The organism is Polaribacter cellanae, assembly GCF_017569185.1.
Classification (GTDB): domain Bacteria; phylum Bacteroidota; class Bacteroidia; order Flavobacteriales; family Flavobacteriaceae; genus Polaribacter; species Polaribacter cellanae.
This window is the reverse complement of record NZ_CP071869.1, coordinates 672,729-690,203: the sequence shown is the minus strand read 5'-3', so window position 1 is coordinate 690,203 and position 17,475 is coordinate 672,729. Positions and strand designations below refer to the sequence as shown.

General features: G+C 31.3%; 16 protein-coding genes and 1 pseudogene. 5 read left to right on the top strand and 12 right to left on the bottom strand.

All coding sequences use genetic code 11. The features are described from left to right. Nucleotides 1–5: 5 nt before the first annotated feature. Entirely contained in the window at nt 6–590 is a 585-nt protein-coding gene (locus J3359_RS03115) for a hypothetical protein (RefSeq protein WP_208079292.1), read from the top strand. A 4-nt stretch (nt 591–594) separates the two neighbouring features. Then, on the top strand, nt 595–3,654 hold the full coding sequence (locus J3359_RS03110; RefSeq protein ID WP_208079291.1) for a type IV secretory system conjugative DNA transfer family protein: 3,060 nt from the start codon (nt 595–597) through the stop codon (nt 3,652–3,654). Here the strand turns inward: J3359_RS03110 and J3359_RS03105 are convergent. The 5 genes from J3359_RS03105 to J3359_RS03085 all read right to left on the bottom strand — a co-directional run bounded on the left by J3359_RS03105 (nt 3,629) and on the right by J3359_RS03085 (nt 8,523). Beyond that, on the bottom strand, nt 3,629–4,090 hold the full coding sequence (locus tag J3359_RS03105) for a helix-turn-helix domain-containing protein (protein ID WP_208079290.1): 462 nt from the start codon (nt 4,088–4,090) through the stop codon (nt 3,629–3,631). The two genes, J3359_RS03110 and J3359_RS03105, sit on opposite strands and share 26 nt — an antisense overlap. A 29-nt stretch (nt 4,091–4,119) precedes the next feature. Further along, nucleotides 4,120–4,326 carry a helix-turn-helix domain-containing protein gene (locus tag J3359_RS03100; RefSeq protein WP_208079289.1) on the bottom strand — a complete coding sequence of 69 codons (207 nt, stop codon included), beginning with the start codon at nt 4,324–4,326 and terminating at the stop codon, nt 4,120–4,122. A 2-nt stretch (nt 4,327–4,328) separates the two neighbouring features. Further along, on the bottom strand, nt 4,329–4,874 hold the full coding sequence (locus tag J3359_RS03095) for a DUF2975 domain-containing protein (RefSeq protein WP_208079288.1): 546 nt from the start codon (nt 4,872–4,874) through the stop codon (nt 4,329–4,331). A gap of 159 nt (nt 4,875–5,033) precedes the next feature. Further along, nucleotides 5,034–6,164 carry a PepSY-associated TM helix domain-containing protein gene (locus J3359_RS03090; RefSeq protein WP_208079287.1) on the bottom strand — a complete coding sequence of 377 codons (1,131 nt, stop codon included), beginning with the start codon at nt 6,162–6,164 and terminating at the stop codon, nt 5,034–5,036. A gap of 16 nt (nt 6,165–6,180) precedes the next feature. Then, the gene (locus J3359_RS03085; protein WP_208079286.1) at nt 6,181–8,523 is read right to left on the bottom strand and encodes a TonB-dependent receptor; all 2,343 of its coding nucleotides are present in this window, start codon (nt 8,521–8,523) and stop codon (nt 6,181–6,183) included. Between the two features lie 573 nt (nt 8,524–9,096). On the opposite strand from J3359_RS03085, the gene J3359_RS03080 reads away from it, so the two are divergent. Next, nucleotides 9,097–9,897 carry a hypothetical protein gene (locus J3359_RS03080; RefSeq protein WP_208079285.1) on the top strand — a complete coding sequence of 267 codons (801 nt, stop codon included), beginning with the start codon at nt 9,097–9,099 and terminating at the stop codon, nt 9,895–9,897. Nucleotides 9,898–10,579: 682 nt separating this feature from the next. Here J3359_RS03080 and J3359_RS03075 read toward each other — a convergent pair. From J3359_RS03075 to J3359_RS03060, 4 genes are read right to left on the bottom strand one after another with little or no spacing between them, the layout of a single operon-like run. Next, nucleotides 10,580–11,158 (bottom strand): YdeI/OmpD-associated family protein, encoded by a 579-nt coding sequence (locus J3359_RS03075; protein ID WP_208079284.1) that lies wholly within the window; start codon nt 11,156–11,158, stop codon nt 10,580–10,582. A 2-nt stretch (nt 11,159–11,160) separates the two neighbouring features. Further along, the gene (locus J3359_RS03070) at nt 11,161–11,553 is read right to left on the bottom strand and encodes a DoxX family protein (protein ID WP_208079283.1); all 393 of its coding nucleotides are present in this window, start codon (nt 11,551–11,553) and stop codon (nt 11,161–11,163) included. Nucleotides 11,554–11,560: 7 nt separating this feature from the next. Beyond that, nucleotides 11,561–12,025: an SRPBCC family protein gene (locus J3359_RS03065; RefSeq protein WP_208079282.1), complete on the bottom strand. Its 465-nt coding sequence runs from the start codon at nt 12,023–12,025 to the stop codon at nt 11,561–11,563. 8 nt (nt 12,026–12,033) lie between these two features. Next, a complete protein-coding gene (locus J3359_RS03060; protein ID WP_208079281.1) occupies nt 12,034–12,354 on the bottom strand; it encodes an ArsR/SmtB family transcription factor in 321 nt (106 codons plus the stop codon). Between the two features lie 555 nt (nt 12,355–12,909). On the opposite strand from J3359_RS03060, the gene J3359_RS03055 reads away from it, so the two are divergent. Then, complete coding sequence (locus J3359_RS03055) at nt 12,910–14,268, top strand: IS110 family RNA-guided transposase (protein WP_208079280.1); 1,359 nt, start codon at nt 12,910–12,912, stop codon at nt 14,266–14,268. 44 nt (nt 14,269–14,312) lie between these two features. Further along, on the top strand, nt 14,313–15,398 hold the full coding sequence (locus tag J3359_RS03050; protein ID WP_208079279.1) for a TlpA disulfide reductase family protein: 1,086 nt from the start codon (nt 14,313–14,315) through the stop codon (nt 15,396–15,398). 47 nt (nt 15,399–15,445) lie between these two features. Here the strand turns inward: J3359_RS03050 and J3359_RS18575 are convergent. The 3 genes and pseudogenes from J3359_RS18575 to J3359_RS03040 all read right to left on the bottom strand — a co-directional run. Further along, a pseudogene (locus J3359_RS18575) lies at nt 15,446–15,555 on the bottom strand (IS110 family transposase); the annotation flags it as partial. A gap of 811 nt (nt 15,556–16,366) precedes the next feature. Continuing rightward, the gene (locus J3359_RS03045) at nt 16,367–16,735 is read right to left on the bottom strand and encodes a DUF4258 domain-containing protein (protein ID WP_208079278.1); all 369 of its coding nucleotides are present in this window, start codon (nt 16,733–16,735) and stop codon (nt 16,367–16,369) included. A gap of 128 nt (nt 16,736–16,863) precedes the next feature. Beyond that, a complete protein-coding gene (locus tag J3359_RS03040; RefSeq protein ID WP_208079277.1) occupies nt 16,864–17,352 on the bottom strand; it encodes a putative ATP-dependent zinc protease in 489 nt (162 codons plus the stop codon). Nucleotides 17,353–17,475: the final 123 nt, after the last annotated feature.

Sequence of the window (17,475 nt, the reverse complement as noted above, 5' to 3'; positions counted from 1 at the left end):
AAACTATGAACGAAATCTTATTTTACATCACACACTACGGAATGTACTTGCTTTATGGATTGATAGCATTCTTAATTCTAAAATCTATTTTTAGTGCTTCTTTAAAAAGCTATCACTCAAGGTGGAACACTTTGATAGATGATTTTAATTTTTCTACAAAAGATTTTTATAAGCTTCTTAAAGAAGAGCTAGAAAACAAAGGGATTAAACGAATTAAAATGGAGCAAGTGTCTTTAAAAGAAGGTAATGCATTGTCATCTAGACGATCCTATTTAAGAATTACATGGAAAGACTATCAATATGATATTTGTGGAGCACCATTTGGTAACGGTTTTTTTATTTCATGGTGGCTATTATATAAAAACTCTTTTGGTCAAATACTAATTTCAAAAATACCATTTGTAGGCGGTTGGCTAGCTAGAAAATTATATCCTGTTACTTATTATAAAATTGATACAGCCTCTATGTTTATGAGTTATGCACAAGCTGCTGTATTAAAAGTGATTGATGATATTACCAAATCTCAAGGGATAAGATCATTATCAGAACAAGAACGCAAACCAACACTACAAGATATCTTCAAACGATAATGAGATGAAGCTATCATTAGTAGAACAGGCTACAATTAATTTTTATGAGTTTGATTATAAGGGACGTGGTTATTACCACTTCCCTTTTTGTGTAGAAATAGAACCGCCTTTTAATCCTTTTTCTCATTATCAAATTCTAAATAACTATCCGCAAAATTATGATGATGGAAAAGTTCCTTCCTATTTTAAACAATTAACAACACTCTTTTCTTCCAAAGAAAAAGAATTAAAAGTTGAAGATAAACCTTTTTTACCAAAACAAGTTACTTCAAAACCGACATTAATTGGATTAGAAATTTCTTTTCCAAAACGCCCTTATATTGATAAAACCTTGTTTGTGGAGCTGTTGAATATACTTTGCTATACAGAAAGTAATATATCTTTTGAAATTATTGGCACTTTTGAAAAAGTTACGATTCAAATTGTATGTAGTGAAAAAGATAAAATGCGTGTTGAATCTCATTTTAAAGCCTATTTTTCTTCTATTTTGCTTAATGAAATAAATGCTTTAGAACTTCCTTTTAATAATTATGATGACATTGCTATTTGTGATTTTGGTTTGGAAGAAGAATTTATGCGTACTATAGAGACTCCTCAAAATTTTAGTATTGATAGTCTTACAAGTGTATTTGCTACATTGGAAAATTTACAACAAGGAGATGTTGTAGTTTATCAGGTTCTTTTTAAGGGTGTTTTAAATTCTTGGTCAAAAAGTATTATTAATTCGGTTTCTGATTCACAAGGGAATTCTTTCTTTATGGATGCTCCAGAGATGCTACAAGTGGCAAAAAACAAGGTATCTAAGCCTTTGTTTGCTGTTGTGGTACGATTAGCTACACAGTCATTATTAAAGGAACGTGCCCAATATTTAGCATCTGAAATAATAAGAACAATTTCTACATTTTCAAAATCTGAGTTCAATAGATTAATTCCCTTATCTAATGAAGGGTACAAATATCAACATCATGTAGAAAATCTTTTTTACAGACAGTCTAATAGATTGGGAATGTTATTAAATACAGAGGAATTAGTGTCGTTAGTACATTATCCAAATGAGAGTGTCATCTCATCCAAATTAGGGTTTACCGATGAAAAAACAAAAAAAGCACCACAAATTGTTTTACTAGACACAAAAGGTTGTTGCATCGGCATCAATTCACATCAACAAGAAAAACAAAATGTTTACTTAAATAAAGAACAAAAGCTTAAACATATTCATATTATTGGAGCTACAGGTGTTGGGAAATCGACGTTGATTGCAAACATGGTTTTGGATGATATTGTAAAAGGAAATGGGATTGCGCTGTTTGACCCGCATGGCGATATTTGTAATGACATTTTACTCCGAATTCCAGCACATAGAAAAGAAGATGTTATTATTATTGATCCATCAGACAGTGAGTTTCCTATTGGATTTAATTTATTACATGCAACTACTGATGCAGAAAAAATAGTACTAAGTTCAGACTTGGTTTCTGCTTTTAAACGTCATGCTACAGCTTGGGGAGATAATATGACAGCAGTATTGTCGAATGCTATTAATGCTTTTCTAGAGAGTAACACAGGAGGAACACTCATAGAATTAAAACGTTTTTTGATTGAAGAAAAATTTAGAAATTCATTTTTAGAAAATGTAGATGATAATTCCATCCATTATTATTGGCAAAATGAATATCCAATGGTTAAAAAAGGAATTGCACCTCTTTTAACACGAATAGATACGTTTTTACGTCCAAAAATAATTCGTTATATGTTGGCACAAAAACGCGGCATTGATTTTAAGGAGTGCATTGAAAACAAGAAAATAGTTTTACTCAAATTATCTCAAGGACTTATTGGGGAAGATAATTCATATTTATTAGGCTCTATTTTTATTTCAAAGTTCAACCAAGTTGCTTTATCAAGACAAAGTATTTCAAAAGAAAAAAGACATCCATTTTATATTTATATGGATGAATTTCAAAATTTTATTACGCCTTCTATCACTTCAATGCTCTCTGGTGTTCGTAAATATGGTATTGGACTTGTTTTAGCACATCAAGAATTGTCACAAATTGAAGAGTCAAAAATTTTGAATTCAGTGATTTCGAACCCATTTACAAGAATATGCTATAGATTAGGCGATAATGATGCTCGAAAATTAGAATCTGGATTCTCTTTTTTTGAGCAAAATGATTTACAGAGTTTAGGAACAGGACAAGTAATTATGCGTGTAGGAAGTAGCGCAAATGATTTTTCACTTACAACTCCTAAACTAACTGAAAATATAAATTCAGAAATTAAGAAATTTATAGTAGATAACACCAGAAACAAATACACTAAAAATCGTTCGGAAATAAAGAAATTATTAGATAATTTGTTACCAAAAATTACGAAGAAATCGCTTGATAAAAAAGACGAAGAAAAATTTACACAAACGGAAAAAGAAAAAAATATTAATGTAATTCCTATTCCTGTACCTACTTCTGTAATTGAAGAAACTGAAATTATACCTTCTGAAATAAAGATAGAAAAACCAACTACTCCGTTTGAAAAACAAAAAGAAATCTATCTCGAGCAAGCTGAAGAGCAAGAAGTACTTCGTCAACATCGTTCACTACAATATTTTGTAAAAACAATGGCAGTACAACGTGGCTTTAAAGCTACATTAGAAGAAGAAACGAATAATGGAGGGCGTGTTGATGTTGGGTTGTTAAAAGATGATATCCGTATCGCAATTGAAATTTCAGTTACCAATACTGTTGATTATGAAGTTCAAAACATTCAAAAATGTATTGATAATGGATATTCATTGGTATATATGATTTCTAATAATGAAAAGCATTTGCAAAATATTAAAGAACAATCTTTTAAAATTATCTCTAAAAAATTACACTCTAAAATACACTTCTTTCCTTCTGAAGAATTATCACTCTATTTGGAAGCACTAAACCCAACATCAATAACCAAAGAAAAACGTGTTCGTGGATATAGAGTAAAAGTAAATTACAAAACAGAAGATGTAGATATAAATAAGCAAAAATCAATCGCTAATATTATTATGGATGCGTTGCGAAAGAAGTAGCATTATTTTTCAAAAATGTATTGATTTTTGTTTCTGTTTTTTTATCAAATTTACAGTATCTAGCTTGTTCTATTTTTAGAATTTCTTCTTTAGGGAGATTAACCATCTGTAAAAAGTTATCCATTGAAACAGAATTCTGTTTCCTCCATAATTTTGTTCTCATTCCAATTTTATCAAAGCCTGATTTTAGTCGTGGAGTGAATCCCAAAAAATCAAGTATAGATTCTAAATATTTTGGATGTATTGTTTTTTTGTTCAATTCCCAACTTGATAAACACATTCCATTTACTCCGAAGGATTTTGCCGCAACTGCTTGAGATAGATTCTTTTGTTGTCTTACTTTCTTTATGAATTCACCTAAAGTTTTAGGTTTGATTTTTGGTATTGATTTTTTCGGTATTTTAGCCTTTAGAGTAAAACTGCAAATGGGTGTCATTGAGTATAGCCCTTGTTGTGTGTAGTTTTTTATTCGTTTTTATATTCTAAAATATCTCCTGGTTGACACTCTAAAGCCTCACAAATTGCCTCAAGTGTTGTAAATCGTATAGCTTTGGCTTTACCTGTTTTCAATATCGATAGATTTGCTGGTGTAATTCCGAGAATTTCAACCAATTCTTTCGATTGCATTTTTCTTTTCGCAAGCATTACATCTAAATTAACTATAATAGCCATAATTATATAGTTAATTCGTTTTCTTCTTTTAAAGTTATTCCTTCTTCAAAAATATCCGCTAAAAAGAACATTAGATAACCTAAAATTAAAAAAACTATTAATTCAGTTGACAATAAGTCAATTACTTTACTTGAACCCAGTGTCCAAGCTAACACAGCAATATCAATAATCAATGTTCCAAAAGCAAAAGCAAGAAATAATTTTCCTGCCTTTTTAAAAGCAGAACCAACTTCTTTTTGAAAAGTAATTTTCTCAGCAAACAGCTTGGTCGTTTTATTCAGTTGATAAAGACCTAAAAATATGAAACCAAATACAATAATATAACAAATGGCAAATATTAAATAAGCAGTTATTGACATTTGATTATTAATACTTGTCAAATTTACCTTAGAGAAAAAAGGCTCTTCTGGTAAATTCCATTTTCTTATTAATTGAAAAGTCCATTTTAGATATTCAATTAGTTTCATTCCTGCGAAAACAATTCCAATAACGTAAACTGTGTGAAACGCTTTAATACCTTTGTCTGTGTTTTTTGTTTTATTTTTCATTTTATATGAGTTTTATTATTGCAAATCTATAATAAATTATCGTAAAACAATAATTAAATATTAAAAAAGAATAAAAATAATTATATTTGTCTGATTTTCAAATGTTTATTGTTTGGTTAAATTACACACAACAATCGTCTTTATGCCAAAAGTTCAATTTTAACGAAAACTCTTATACCTTAACCTTTTTTTGTTTTTTTTTCCGTACCAAATCTTAAACCCAGTATAAGTAAGTAAAACAGGAATAAAACCTGCAACAAACCAAAGTACTCTTGTAAATAATCCTCCAAATTCGCCAAAATGAATTGGTAAATGCCACTTTTCCATTATCGCAGAACCCAATGGTAAGTTTTTTGGATTACGCTCAGCAAGTATTTGTCCTGAATAAGCATCTGCTTTTAGAAATACTCTTGTATCAGCACCAGCATATATTTCAATGTTTTTTTGATATGCAAATGATAAAGTGCCAGAAACCTCATCAGTCATCCACAAATTACGTTTGTACAATTCAACATAATGTTTGTTCATTTCTAACAAAGCTTCTTGAATTGTAAGCTTATTTTTTTTGCCAAAATGAAGAATTGTACTTTCTTGTGTCCATAGAGATTTATCCAAAGGCTCTGAAAATGTAATGGTATCAATCGCCCATTGCACCTCATCGTCAAAGTAAAAAGCGGTTCCAGTTATTCCAACGAGAAATAAAGGAATAAAAAAATAAAAACCTATAACATTATGTAAATCGTAGTTACGACGTTTCGAACTTGATTTCCATTTTATTTTAAAGCTTGTTTTACGTCTACCTTTATGATTAGGATACCATAAATACAGTCCAGTTGTAAGCATTAATAAAGCGAAAAGCAGAGAAGCAGTTCCCGTAATAATTCGCCCAGTATCACCTACAGTCAAAGTTGTATGTAAATCAAGTATAAAACCGAAAAATAAATTACCCAAAGCCTCGCCACCTTTGGTGATTTTGCCTGTTGATTGGTCAATATAATACCAGTTTTTATCATTGAAAAGTTTAAAAATGTAGGTATCTCGACCACGCTTTGGCCATTGAATACTTTCTATAGATTTATTAGTTTTATTTTCAATATAAGTCGCCAAGGCAATATCATCTTTAAACAAATCTTTACTGTCTTGGGTTTGATAAAGGTCGCGCTCCAAAAAGGCAGCAAGTTCTGGCTCAAACACATAAATTGAACCAGTAATACCTATAACGGAAAGTATTAGTCCAGAAGCTAACCCAAACCACAGATGTATTTTTCTTACTGCTTTTTTTAAACGCATTTACGTATAATAATTTTTAAAACTTTGCTGCAAGCGAAAAAATAGCAGTCGTTGGTGCACCATATAAGAAACTTCCAAATGCAAGACCTTCAATAAATTGGTTATTGGTAAGGTTGCGAATGTTTGCACGAGCCGTCATTTCTGTTCCCATTATATTAAAATCATATTTTGCTCCAAGGTCTAAACGTACGTAACCATCTACCTCAAAGGTTTCTAAATTGTCTGCAAAACGGTCACCTGTGTAGAATATTCCTACATTAGTCGAAAGCCCTTCAACAAAAGATAATTTATAATCTGCATAAATATTACCCTGAAACTCTGGCACACTCGCAGGTCGTTTTCCATCAAGCTTAGGCTCTGTTTCGTTATCAATTTGGGCATCTAAATAAAGCCCTCCTACAACTAATTTTAAGTCGTTTGTTACTTTCCCTGAAAGTGTAAATTCTGCGCCACGATGTCTTTGGCTTCCTCCATAACGGAAAATGTTATTGTTATCTATAAATGCAAGTGGCTGGTCAATATCAAACACTGCTGCTGTAAGTAGGGCTTTTTTAAATAATTCAACCTTCGCACCAAATTCAAACTGTTCTGTTTCAACCGGGTCTAAAAAAATATCGTTACCGAAATTGTCTGCCTCAGTAGGTATTTGCAATCCATTGGTCACTCCTGTTGCATAACTACCATACAAACTTATATCTTCAGTAGGCTTATAAATTACTCCAATATTTGGCGACAAAATATTGTCCTTATAAGATTCTTTAAGTGTTTTACTATCATTAAATACATCTTCATTTTTCTGTTCCGTATAGCGAACTGCTGCCAAAATCTCAATTTTATCCGATATTTTGATAAAATCTGTTATATACGCAGCTTTTTGAGTAAAAATCAATGCTTCAACGGTAGGACCTGCTGTGGCATTAGGATAGGGAAGGTCAATAGGGTTAAATATATTTGAACTACCTGCCGTAAATCTTGCATTAGTTGTAGAAAAACTTAATGGATTTCTACTGTAAGCAGTACCTACAGCAATATTATGTTCCAAAGAAAATGTGTTGAACTTCCCTGTCAAAAAGACCTCTGTAGACAATGGGTCTCTTACTTGTGAAGGGCTAAAGTATATTTGAGATTTAAAATCGCCATTAGCTTGTAGAGTACCATTTACAATACCCGCAGCTTTCTGGTCTCTAATAAGATTCATTTTTTGAATACGCCCCTGTACTTTCCAGTTGTCATTAAAATTATAAGTAACACCTATAGAACCCACGAAATTTCGCGTAGGATAGGTCCCCCATTTTTGACCGATAAATGTTTTGGGGTCAAAATCTTCAAGTAATTGTTTTCGCTGGGCAATACTCAATTTAGAATCAAACGAATTTAGCCTAATAGTAGCCTGTTGTTCCAATTCACGATATTGATATTCTCCTTCAAAATCAATAGTCAATTTTTCACTAGGCTTCCATTCAAAAAGTGCACTAAACATTTGCCGAGGTCCCGAAACATCATTTACAAATGACGCTTCTTCAGAAACCAACGCATTTATTCTATACCCAAAAGTTTCATTAATTGTTCCGCCAAAGTCTCCGTGAATACCTACAGTCCCATTACTATCACCAAAACCTTGTATAAAAATATATGGTTTAGCTGTCGGTCTTTTTAACACATAGTTAATAATTCCGCCTGGTGGTGTAAAACCATAACGTATAGCAGCAGGACCTTTTACAATTTCAACCGCGGCCTTGTTCTCAAAAGGACTTTGAACCTGATTTTGAAAAATTAAATTTTCACGACGATAACTACTCGAATTATCCAAATTATAACCTCGTACATTAATCGTTTCATTAAACCCAGGTGGATTACTCACTATAATTGATGGATCGTTACGTACAAGATCTCCTAAAGCACGAACTTGTTGGTCAAGCAGCACTTCTTGGGTAATAACAGAAACCGATTGAGGAATATCAACCAAATTGCGTGAGCCAAACGTAGCTGCTGTCTGCTTTTTTGCAACATAACCTACCTCACGCTCGCCTACAATAATTACCTCATCTAATCCTTCTGCACTTTCTTTTAATGTAAAATTAACTACCTGCACATTATTTGTTAATCTAATTCGCTTTTCAACTGTTGTAAAGCCAATTAAACTTGCAACAATTGTTATTTTACCATTATCAAGATTTTTAAAAGTATATTTTCCATTCTCGTTTGTAATTGTTCCTTTTGAAGTATTTTTAATAATAACGTTAACACTTGAAATTGGGCTTCCATTGCTATCTGATATTGTTCCAGTTATTGTTGCATTTTGTGCAAATGCTAAATTAGTTAGCAAAGATAAAGCCAAGGTAAGTAATAAATTTTTCATTGTTTTAATTTAGATTTAATATAAACAGTTAATTTTCCACAAAAATATGTTTGCCTTTTAATATATCCAAGTTATTTATAATAAATCTAAATAATAATTTTAAGAAGTCTATTTAGTCTTGTTAATAGCATGTTTTTTTCTTTTGAAAAAGAAATGTAACAAAAGAAAAGAAACTATCTCGCAGAGTAATTTTTTGCGCACGCGGAAATCTATCACTAAACTTTCTATTTTAGAATTCAGAATATAATTTATTATATTGTCTACACACTTTATATTTCCTTACCACTTTAACAACAAGAGAAATCTAATAACATATAACTACAATAAGTAAGAAAAAATATAAATAATTTAAAAACAGGTATTTATACCTGTTTTTATTTCAAAAATAAATAGTAATTTTACCAAACTTTCATAAATTACATACTTCTTACACACCAAGCAAAACATCATTTGGCCAAATGATTACAAAGAGTTTGCAAAACGCAAACCTATTTTAATCAAATTGTTTGTTACAGCACAAAAAAATAAAAACAATTGTGCATTCAAATACAAACAATTATAAAACAATCTATTATGGCAAAGCAAAAAGGCTTTATAAAGCTTAAAGGTTCTTTAGGAGGACTAACATTTTACGAAAGTAACGGAAAAAACATTGTAAAAACTACAGGAGGTGTAGACAAAAGTAGAATAGAAAACGACCCAAACTACAAAAGAACAAGAGAAAACATGTCAGAGTTTGGAGCATCTGCAACAGTAGGCAAAGCACTTCGTCAAGGCTTAGGCGCCATCATTAAAAATATCAAAGACCCTACCATTACAGGAAGAATCACAGGGCTCATGAAACAAATCAATACCCTAGGTACAGGTGTACGCGGACAAAGATCCTTTGAAATTTTAAAAAACAAAATTATTTTAGAAGGCTTTCAATTCAATAAAAAAAAACCACTCAGTAGTGTATTTTATCCAGAATACGCACCACCAACACTAGATGCCAATAGAAGCATTGCAACCTGGATAGTACCAGATTTTAATACAAACAATTACTTAAGAGCCCCAGAAGGAGCAACACACTTTAAAATAATATTAGTAACTACAGTTTTAAGTAACTATCAATACGAACCAAAAGCCAAAAAATTCGAACCATCAAACCCAACAGAAAACCAAACAAATGGCATCAATTACAGTACAGCCATACCAATTGGTGGTAACGTAGGCTCAAACACTACTTTAACCGTAGATTTAGAATTTACAGCACCATTACCAGCAACAGTAGGCGTCATAAGCGCAATAGGTATTTTGTTTTACCAACAAATAAATACCGAGCTCTACGAATTATCAAGCGGCAATGCAATGCAAATAAGTGTAGTAGGGTAGGGCACTTTTATCTTAAAATATAAATAAGGCAGTAGTAAGAAACATGTTTTGTTTATGAAAGTAAGAGGTTATTTCATTAGAAATAACCTCTTTTTTTTAAAATAACCAGAGTTCTATTTAAAAATAAATAGATAACTACATCTTAATTTGTTAACAAACAATACTTTACACCCCATATCATTTCAACCACAACAAAAACCCCATAATTTAAAACACCAATTTACAAAATCCCATATGCTACATTATCAAGAATCATATTAATTATCAAAAGAAAATAGTTAACTCATTAATAATAAATTAGTAATATGTCATACTCACCTTATAAGGTACTATGCAATCATCATAGCCCTACAATAATACACAAATTCCAAAGAGTAGGGGAGTGTACCCTGTTAAGGTACAAGAAGCAATTTAGGTTTACCTTTCAGCTAAATGGTGCATCATCAGTCTTATATATAAAAAGTTAATCTTATTGCATCCAACGATCTTGTATATGAAACGTAGCCTGTAAATAGACACTAACTTTTCGGATTATACACGAGCCGAATTTTTATTTTTTCTATTTATTTTTTTAGTTTTTAAATATACAAAAATAAAAATTTGGCGGACTTCATTAATAAGCAAAAACCTTTGGGAAAGCCCGAAATAGCTATGTTTTATATACGTTATTGGCGGTAGTATTTTATCGTTCGTTGTGTCCTTTTCCGTCAAATATTTTCGGCATTGACTTTTCAATTCTCGATTCACGAGTTTTTGATTGTCTGGCTTGCGAAAAATATAATAAATACCCTCTTTGTCGTCCTGGTGTTAAGTCGTAAAATGCAGTCTCTAAATCAGGATTTTTTTCAAATGCTTGTTTAAGTTCATCAGGCATTTTAAATTCTGAAGTCTTTTTCATTTTCACTTCCAAACCTGCTTTTTCCACTTCGATTGCCTCAAAAATGTAGGTTTTGATAACGGATTTTAATTTAATTATTTCTTGCAAAGTGGTAAATCGAATTTGTCTTGCCGATTGTACGTTTTCGGTTTGTTGGATTAGAATTTCATTTGTGTCTTTTAACAAAACACCTTTGTGAAAAAGTAAGGCACAATATTCTTTAAATCCGTGAATTAAAACAATGTTATTGCCTTGGAATGTATAACAAGGGTGCATCCATTTGAAATCTTCGTCAAGTCCACAGTCCAAACAGATTTCTCTTAACAATTTGGTTTCTTCTTTCCAACTTTTTATTTTTTCTATATATTTTTCGACTTTTTCCATTTTTAAGTTTGTTGTATTAGTTGACTGAATTTTCTGCTTTCTGGTCTAAAATACCAAGACAGAACAGTTACAAGCAATAAAACTAATGACGGTAACGCATCTGTTATTGATTGTCCGACTGCAAAATGGGAAACCATTGCTCCCGACATTGTAAAGAAAAACCCTGCATAAGCCCATTCTTTTAAAAGTGGGAATTTGGGAATGAGAATTGCTATGACTCCCAATATTTTCCAAACTCCAAGAATACTCAACAAATATTTTGGATAACCCAAATCTTCAATGATTTCAACATATCCGCCAATTTGAAGTAATTGTTGTATTCCGCCTGCTAACATTCCAAATGAAAGGAAAATGGTAACTACCCAATAAATGATTTTTTTACTTTTTGATGACATATTTCGATTATTTCAAATTGATTAAAATTTCTTGTAATTTATTGTGAGCCATATTCAAACCATTAGCAAAAGGTAGTTTTAACTGTTCCGCTCTATGTTTCTCTGATTTGTAAATTATTTGAATTGTAAGTTTACTCGTGTCTTTAGTAAGTTTTGCAAAGTCCAAAAATTCAAGTTGCACACCAATTGGCATATTTTCCATTTCAAAGGTTCGTATGATTTTTTGATTTGGTAAAACTTGATGAATGGTTCCATTTGCTTTAAATACTACGTTTCCGTTGTATGAAGTTTCAAACTGGTAACTCCCGTGATTTTTATTTTCAAGTTTTATCACTTTTGTTCCCATCCATTGTTCCACAAGTTCCGGTTCGGTATATGCCTTGTAAAGTAGTTCAATGGGTAAATCAAACTCCCTTGTTATTTCTAATTCCTGTTTGCCGTTTTCGGCATTGATTTTTGTTTTATTTTCCATTGTGTTCGTTATTTTGATTGATGCTTTTTCATTACGGATTCTAATTTATTAAATCGTTCATCCCACATTTTTCTGAACGGTTCGATAAATTCGGCTATTTCTTTCATTCCGTTTGGATTTAACTGATAGTAAATCTCTCTGCCTTTTTGTTCTTGTTCCAATATTTCGCATTCTGTGAGTATTTGAATGTGTTTGGAAATTGTTTGCCTTGAATAGTCGAAATTTTCGGCAATTGCAGTTGGTGTCATTGCTTGTAGAGCGACTAAAGAAATTATCGTTCTTCGAGTTGGGTCAGTAATGGCTTGAAATACATCTCTTCTTAATTTCATTACGCAGTTATTTGACTGCAAATATATGTGCAATCATTTAACTGCACAATTTTTTTCCGATTTTTTTTAACGGAAGTTACGAAGTTTGTTGTGTGTTCTGCGGTTTCTTAATATTACCGCCAACGATGTATAAGATTCATAAGAAAAATAAACTAATAAATAGGAATGTCGAATTATTGTAGCGTTAATCTGAGAATACATAAATATAAAATTAGAAAACTAATTATTATATTTACTGCACACAACTGCGAATATAAAAAATGCCAAAAAAAGAGCACTTCCCATATTCGCAGACGTTACAAGCAATCCCCCATAGAAACCTTCTTTCCTCATTACGTTGGCTAACGTAAAAATCGTATCTTTCTAAATAATTAATTTGAGCTCTTTGCAAGGCCGTTTTTCAAAGTGTTGCTACTGCGTGTAAGCACGTGCGCAATCCTGGTTGAAATGTTTGCCATCAGTACATTGGCGATCCCGATAGCTATCGGGAATCCCGTTCAGAATAATCTCTTTGCCTAAAGCACATTTCCTTAGAGCTTTTTAAAATCTTTAAGTATGAAAGAACAAATTAGCTTAGATGTAGTCAATAAAAATGCAGCAGGCATTGATATTGGTAGTAGAAGTCATTGGGTGGCAGTTGGTCAGAGCGATGACTTAATCAAAGAGTTTGGCGTCTACAATGAAAATCTATACCAACTTGCCGATTGGTTGACCTCACACAAGATTAAGCATGTTGCTATGGAGAGTACCGGAAACTACTGGCAAAATTTACATGCCGTACTGCTCTCAAGAGGATTTGAGGTAACCCTGTGCAATGGTAAATTTACCAAAAACATCAAAGGAAAGAAAACAGATGTCAAAGACTGTCAATGGATCCAAAAACTACACAGTTTAGGACTGCTCTCGGGTAGTTTTTTACCCGATGAAGACACCGAAATACTCAGGACATACACAAGACACCGATACAATCTGATAAAACAAGCTGCCTCGGCAACAAAGAAGATGCAGAAATACCTTAGACTTATGAATATTCGCCTCGATGTAGTGGTCAAAGATGTGGTGGGACTTACAGGACTTAAAATTATTCGTGCCATTGCTCTAGGCGAAACCGATCCAGAAAAACTAGCAAGTTTACGTCATTACAACTGCAAGAAAAGCGAAGAAGAAATTGCCAAAGCATTGCACTCCAACAGAAGAAAAGACTTTCTTTATGCACTAAAAGATGAGCTAGATACCTACGATTTCGTGCAAAAGAAGATAAGAGAATGTGACGACCAGATTGCCGCAAAACTCGACGAAATAATAGGTAAAGACCCTGAAAAACAAGAACATTATATCGATAAGAAACCGTATAAACGCGTTAACAAAAACACTCCTAAAGACATAGACATCAATTTAAAATCCTACCAAATGTTCAAAGGTGTAGACCTTTTAGCCATAGAAGGTATGAGTTACAATACCGTCCTTACCATTATGAGTGAAGTAGGTTTTGATGGAATCAAAAAGTTTAATTCCGCAAAACAATTTACATCTTGGCTTAGGCTGGCGCCCAACAACAAAGTAAGTGGTGGAAAAGTGCTATCCAGCAAAATAGGGAAAGGAAGCAACAGACTCAAAATTGCTCTGCGAAATGCAGCAAACTCCATTGGTAATTTAAAAGACAGCACACCACTGCGGGATTTTTTCCATAGAATCAACTTCAGAAAAGGCCGTGTCTCGGCCATCACTGCAACAGCAAGAAAATTAGCAGTCATCATTTGGAATATGGTCACAAAAGGAATCCCATACCAAAATCCAGAAGGCTATCTCTACCTTGACCAAAAAAGAAAATTAGGTATCGTTAAAAGAATGAAGAAACAAATCACTAAATTTGGAATAACAAATGACGATTTAGAGCTAAACACAACCCCTTGAAAAACAAGAATTTAATTTTACGTTAGTCAGAAGCAAAAAACGAAATGAAGTACATCGTAACAATAATTTTACTAACAGCATTATTTTCTTCTTGTCAAGACAAATCTAAAAACAAAGGATATTTAATTAATGGATTTGCAGAAAATGTATCCGACAGCACTAAAGTTTTATTGTACCTCTACCCAAAGACAAATCAAATAGCTGATTCCACATTTGTAATCAATGAAGAATTCCAATTTAAAGGGAATTTAAGCCGTCCAAGATTGGCACATTTAAGAATAATCGAAAGCAAAGATGATAAGACATTTTGGCTTGAGAACAAACAAATAAATTTCATTGGTAAGAAAGGCAACTTTTCTAAAGGAAAAATAAAAGGTTCAGAAACACAGAAAGAATCGGAAATACTTTTAAAAAGAAAAGACTCTATTTTTAAAGAAATGGAAAAGCTCGAAGCAAAGGTTACAGAGAAAAATCGAGATTCCCTTTTTAAGATTTATGAAAAAATGCAAAACATAGAAATTGAAATTAATAATAAGTTCATTCAAGATTATCCCAATTCTTACGAAAGCCTCACTCGCTTAAACTGGTCAAAAGAACGAATGGGAAGTGAAAAAACAGCCATAGTTTTCTCATATTTAAATTCGGACTTAAAATCTACTGAAGAAGCAAATGCAATAGAAGAGTTTATTTCTAAGAATAAAAACTTAAAAATAGGAAACAAATTTGTAGATATTGAACAATCCAATATCTATGGGGAAATCACAAAGCTCTCTCAAATACATAAAAAGTACACTCTCATAGAATTTTGGGCCTCTTGGTGTGGTCCTTGTAGAAGTTTCAATCCAGAACTGGTTCAACAATACAATCTATACAAAGACAAAGGGTTTGAAATTTTCGGAGTATCACTAGATACCAACAAAGAAAAATGGAGAAAAGCCATAGAAAACGATGGTCTTAATTGGGAAAATGTAAGTGATTTAAAAGGAAATAGTAACCAAGCTGCCATGATTTATGGAGTTAGAGATATTCCCGATAATTTCTTGATTGATAAGAGCGGTGTAATCATCGCAAGATTTATAAGGGGACAAAAGTTAGAAGAAAAATTAAAAGAATTATTTAACAATAAATAATGCCAGCAGTTAACAAATAACTCAGGTAAAAAACAAGTAAAATAGACTTAATTTTCAACCAAAGTACTTCTAAAAGTATCATCTACGGAATTCCATTTTTAACGATAGCAAAGGCCTGTTTTACTGCTATTAATGCTAATTTTTTGCTCTTACCCTTAACCCTTAGCTACAATTCTATTAAATAACGTCTTGTAACTTATTAAATAATGGTAATGCCTATGAAAAAGGTATTCAAAACGTTAAACTTAATACATTTTACACGAACAATTCTTTAGGTTTCACAAAAAGATAGAAGCAATTTACTTTTAACCCTAAAGTAGGTTTTCAGTTTGAAAAACAAAATTTAGAAAGTGTAATTTTTACATCAGAAAATACAACTAAAAATTTTGAAAACAATTTAGATTAGACACATTCTAAAGTCTATTTTAATTTACAAACACAATACAAAAAAGATAAATGGCGAATAAAATTTACAACACCTATTAATTTTTATAACTACCAATTAAAAGACAAACCTTTACAACGTAATCAAAACCTAAATAGATTAACTTTTTAACCACACTTTTCTTTAAATCATAATATTACTAATTTAAATTACATTAGCAAATTCGTGATTAAAATATTTTTAGAAATCAAAGCAAAAAGTACTAAAGTATATAGTTTTAACTAAATTCAAAAAAAATAAATTACCCAATTTGTAAACATATAAAAGAGATACTAGTGCCATGTCAACGTCATGTCAACGTCATATCAACGTCATGTCAACGTCATATCAACGTCACGTCTAATAAACACTAAAATTATCAAATAAAAACCAAATAGAAAACCCGAAACAATTTTTGTAAGTAGGCAAGAACAAATAATTACTTATAGTTATTGTTAGAGATCCATTATTTCTTAGTTGTCAACCAACCCATATAAATAGATTTAACTAACCAAATTCCTGTCTGTAGAAGAATTTGGTTAACTTAATCAACAATAACCTTCTCGATAGTAGAGGTAGAATCGCAACGTTTTACGTACAAATGTACATTCCTTAAACTGTCTTTTCCAGTAACAAAGTATTCTGCACAAGGCTTTTGTCTTGGTTTACTTTTGCCGAAATCTACATCTCCATTTGTTAGAATTGTAGAAATTTTTAAAGTATCAATATCAAATTTCTGCATTGTATTTTTTGCGTCATCAGAAAAAAAACGACTTTTAATTCGAATTGTTTTAAGAGTTCTGGCGTCCATTCCATAATCGAAAGTTGCATTTTTCTTTTGCCAGAAAAAATAAACTCCCACAGATCCAATAGCTAAACCAATTAAATAATAAAAAATTCTCTTTACTAACATTTTTGAATTTTGAAATGCAAATTTATGTAAAATGAGTGGTTTTTTTAAGTAGTTTTGGTGTTATTTATGGAATTTATTGAACCGTAAATTTTTAATAAATCTAAACTCAATAGAAATAGTTTTCTTAATTACTTTAAACTAACATCTACTATATACTTTCCATTCAGCCAATTTCTGCCAAGTAAAACTTTATAGGTTGATGTTGATCTGTCATTTAAATCAACTAAGACTTTTCTAGAAGTTTTTTTATATACTAGTGTTAAGTAAACAAAGATTCTTTTCTCTTTTTTTTCAGCATTAAAAACCACTCTTTCATCGATAATTTTTTTTGTTATAGAAATTTTTTTACCTTTTCTATTTACAATACTAAATTTTACATATTTACCTTTCTTTTTTATGTTTTTCGCGTTTATAGATGTTGTTTTAGCACCAGTATCTACTCTAGCTCTAAATTTAATTTTTGCTGCTTTAGTTTTTGCTCCTTTAGTTTTTGTTCCTTTAATTTTTATGGTTACTTTTTGCCCTATAATTTCTTTATCTTTATTTTTTTGAGAAAAAGATATTGTAAATTTAAAAATAAATATAATTAAGATTAATATTTTAAAGATTGCTTTCATTATGTGTTTTCTTAAGACTAGTTAATGTTTTTTTTGAGTATTTTTAATTAAGTTTTTTGTTAAAACTTCGAAAATAAAGAGTATAAGTATGTCGATAATTATTGCAGAAAACGATTTTTTTTT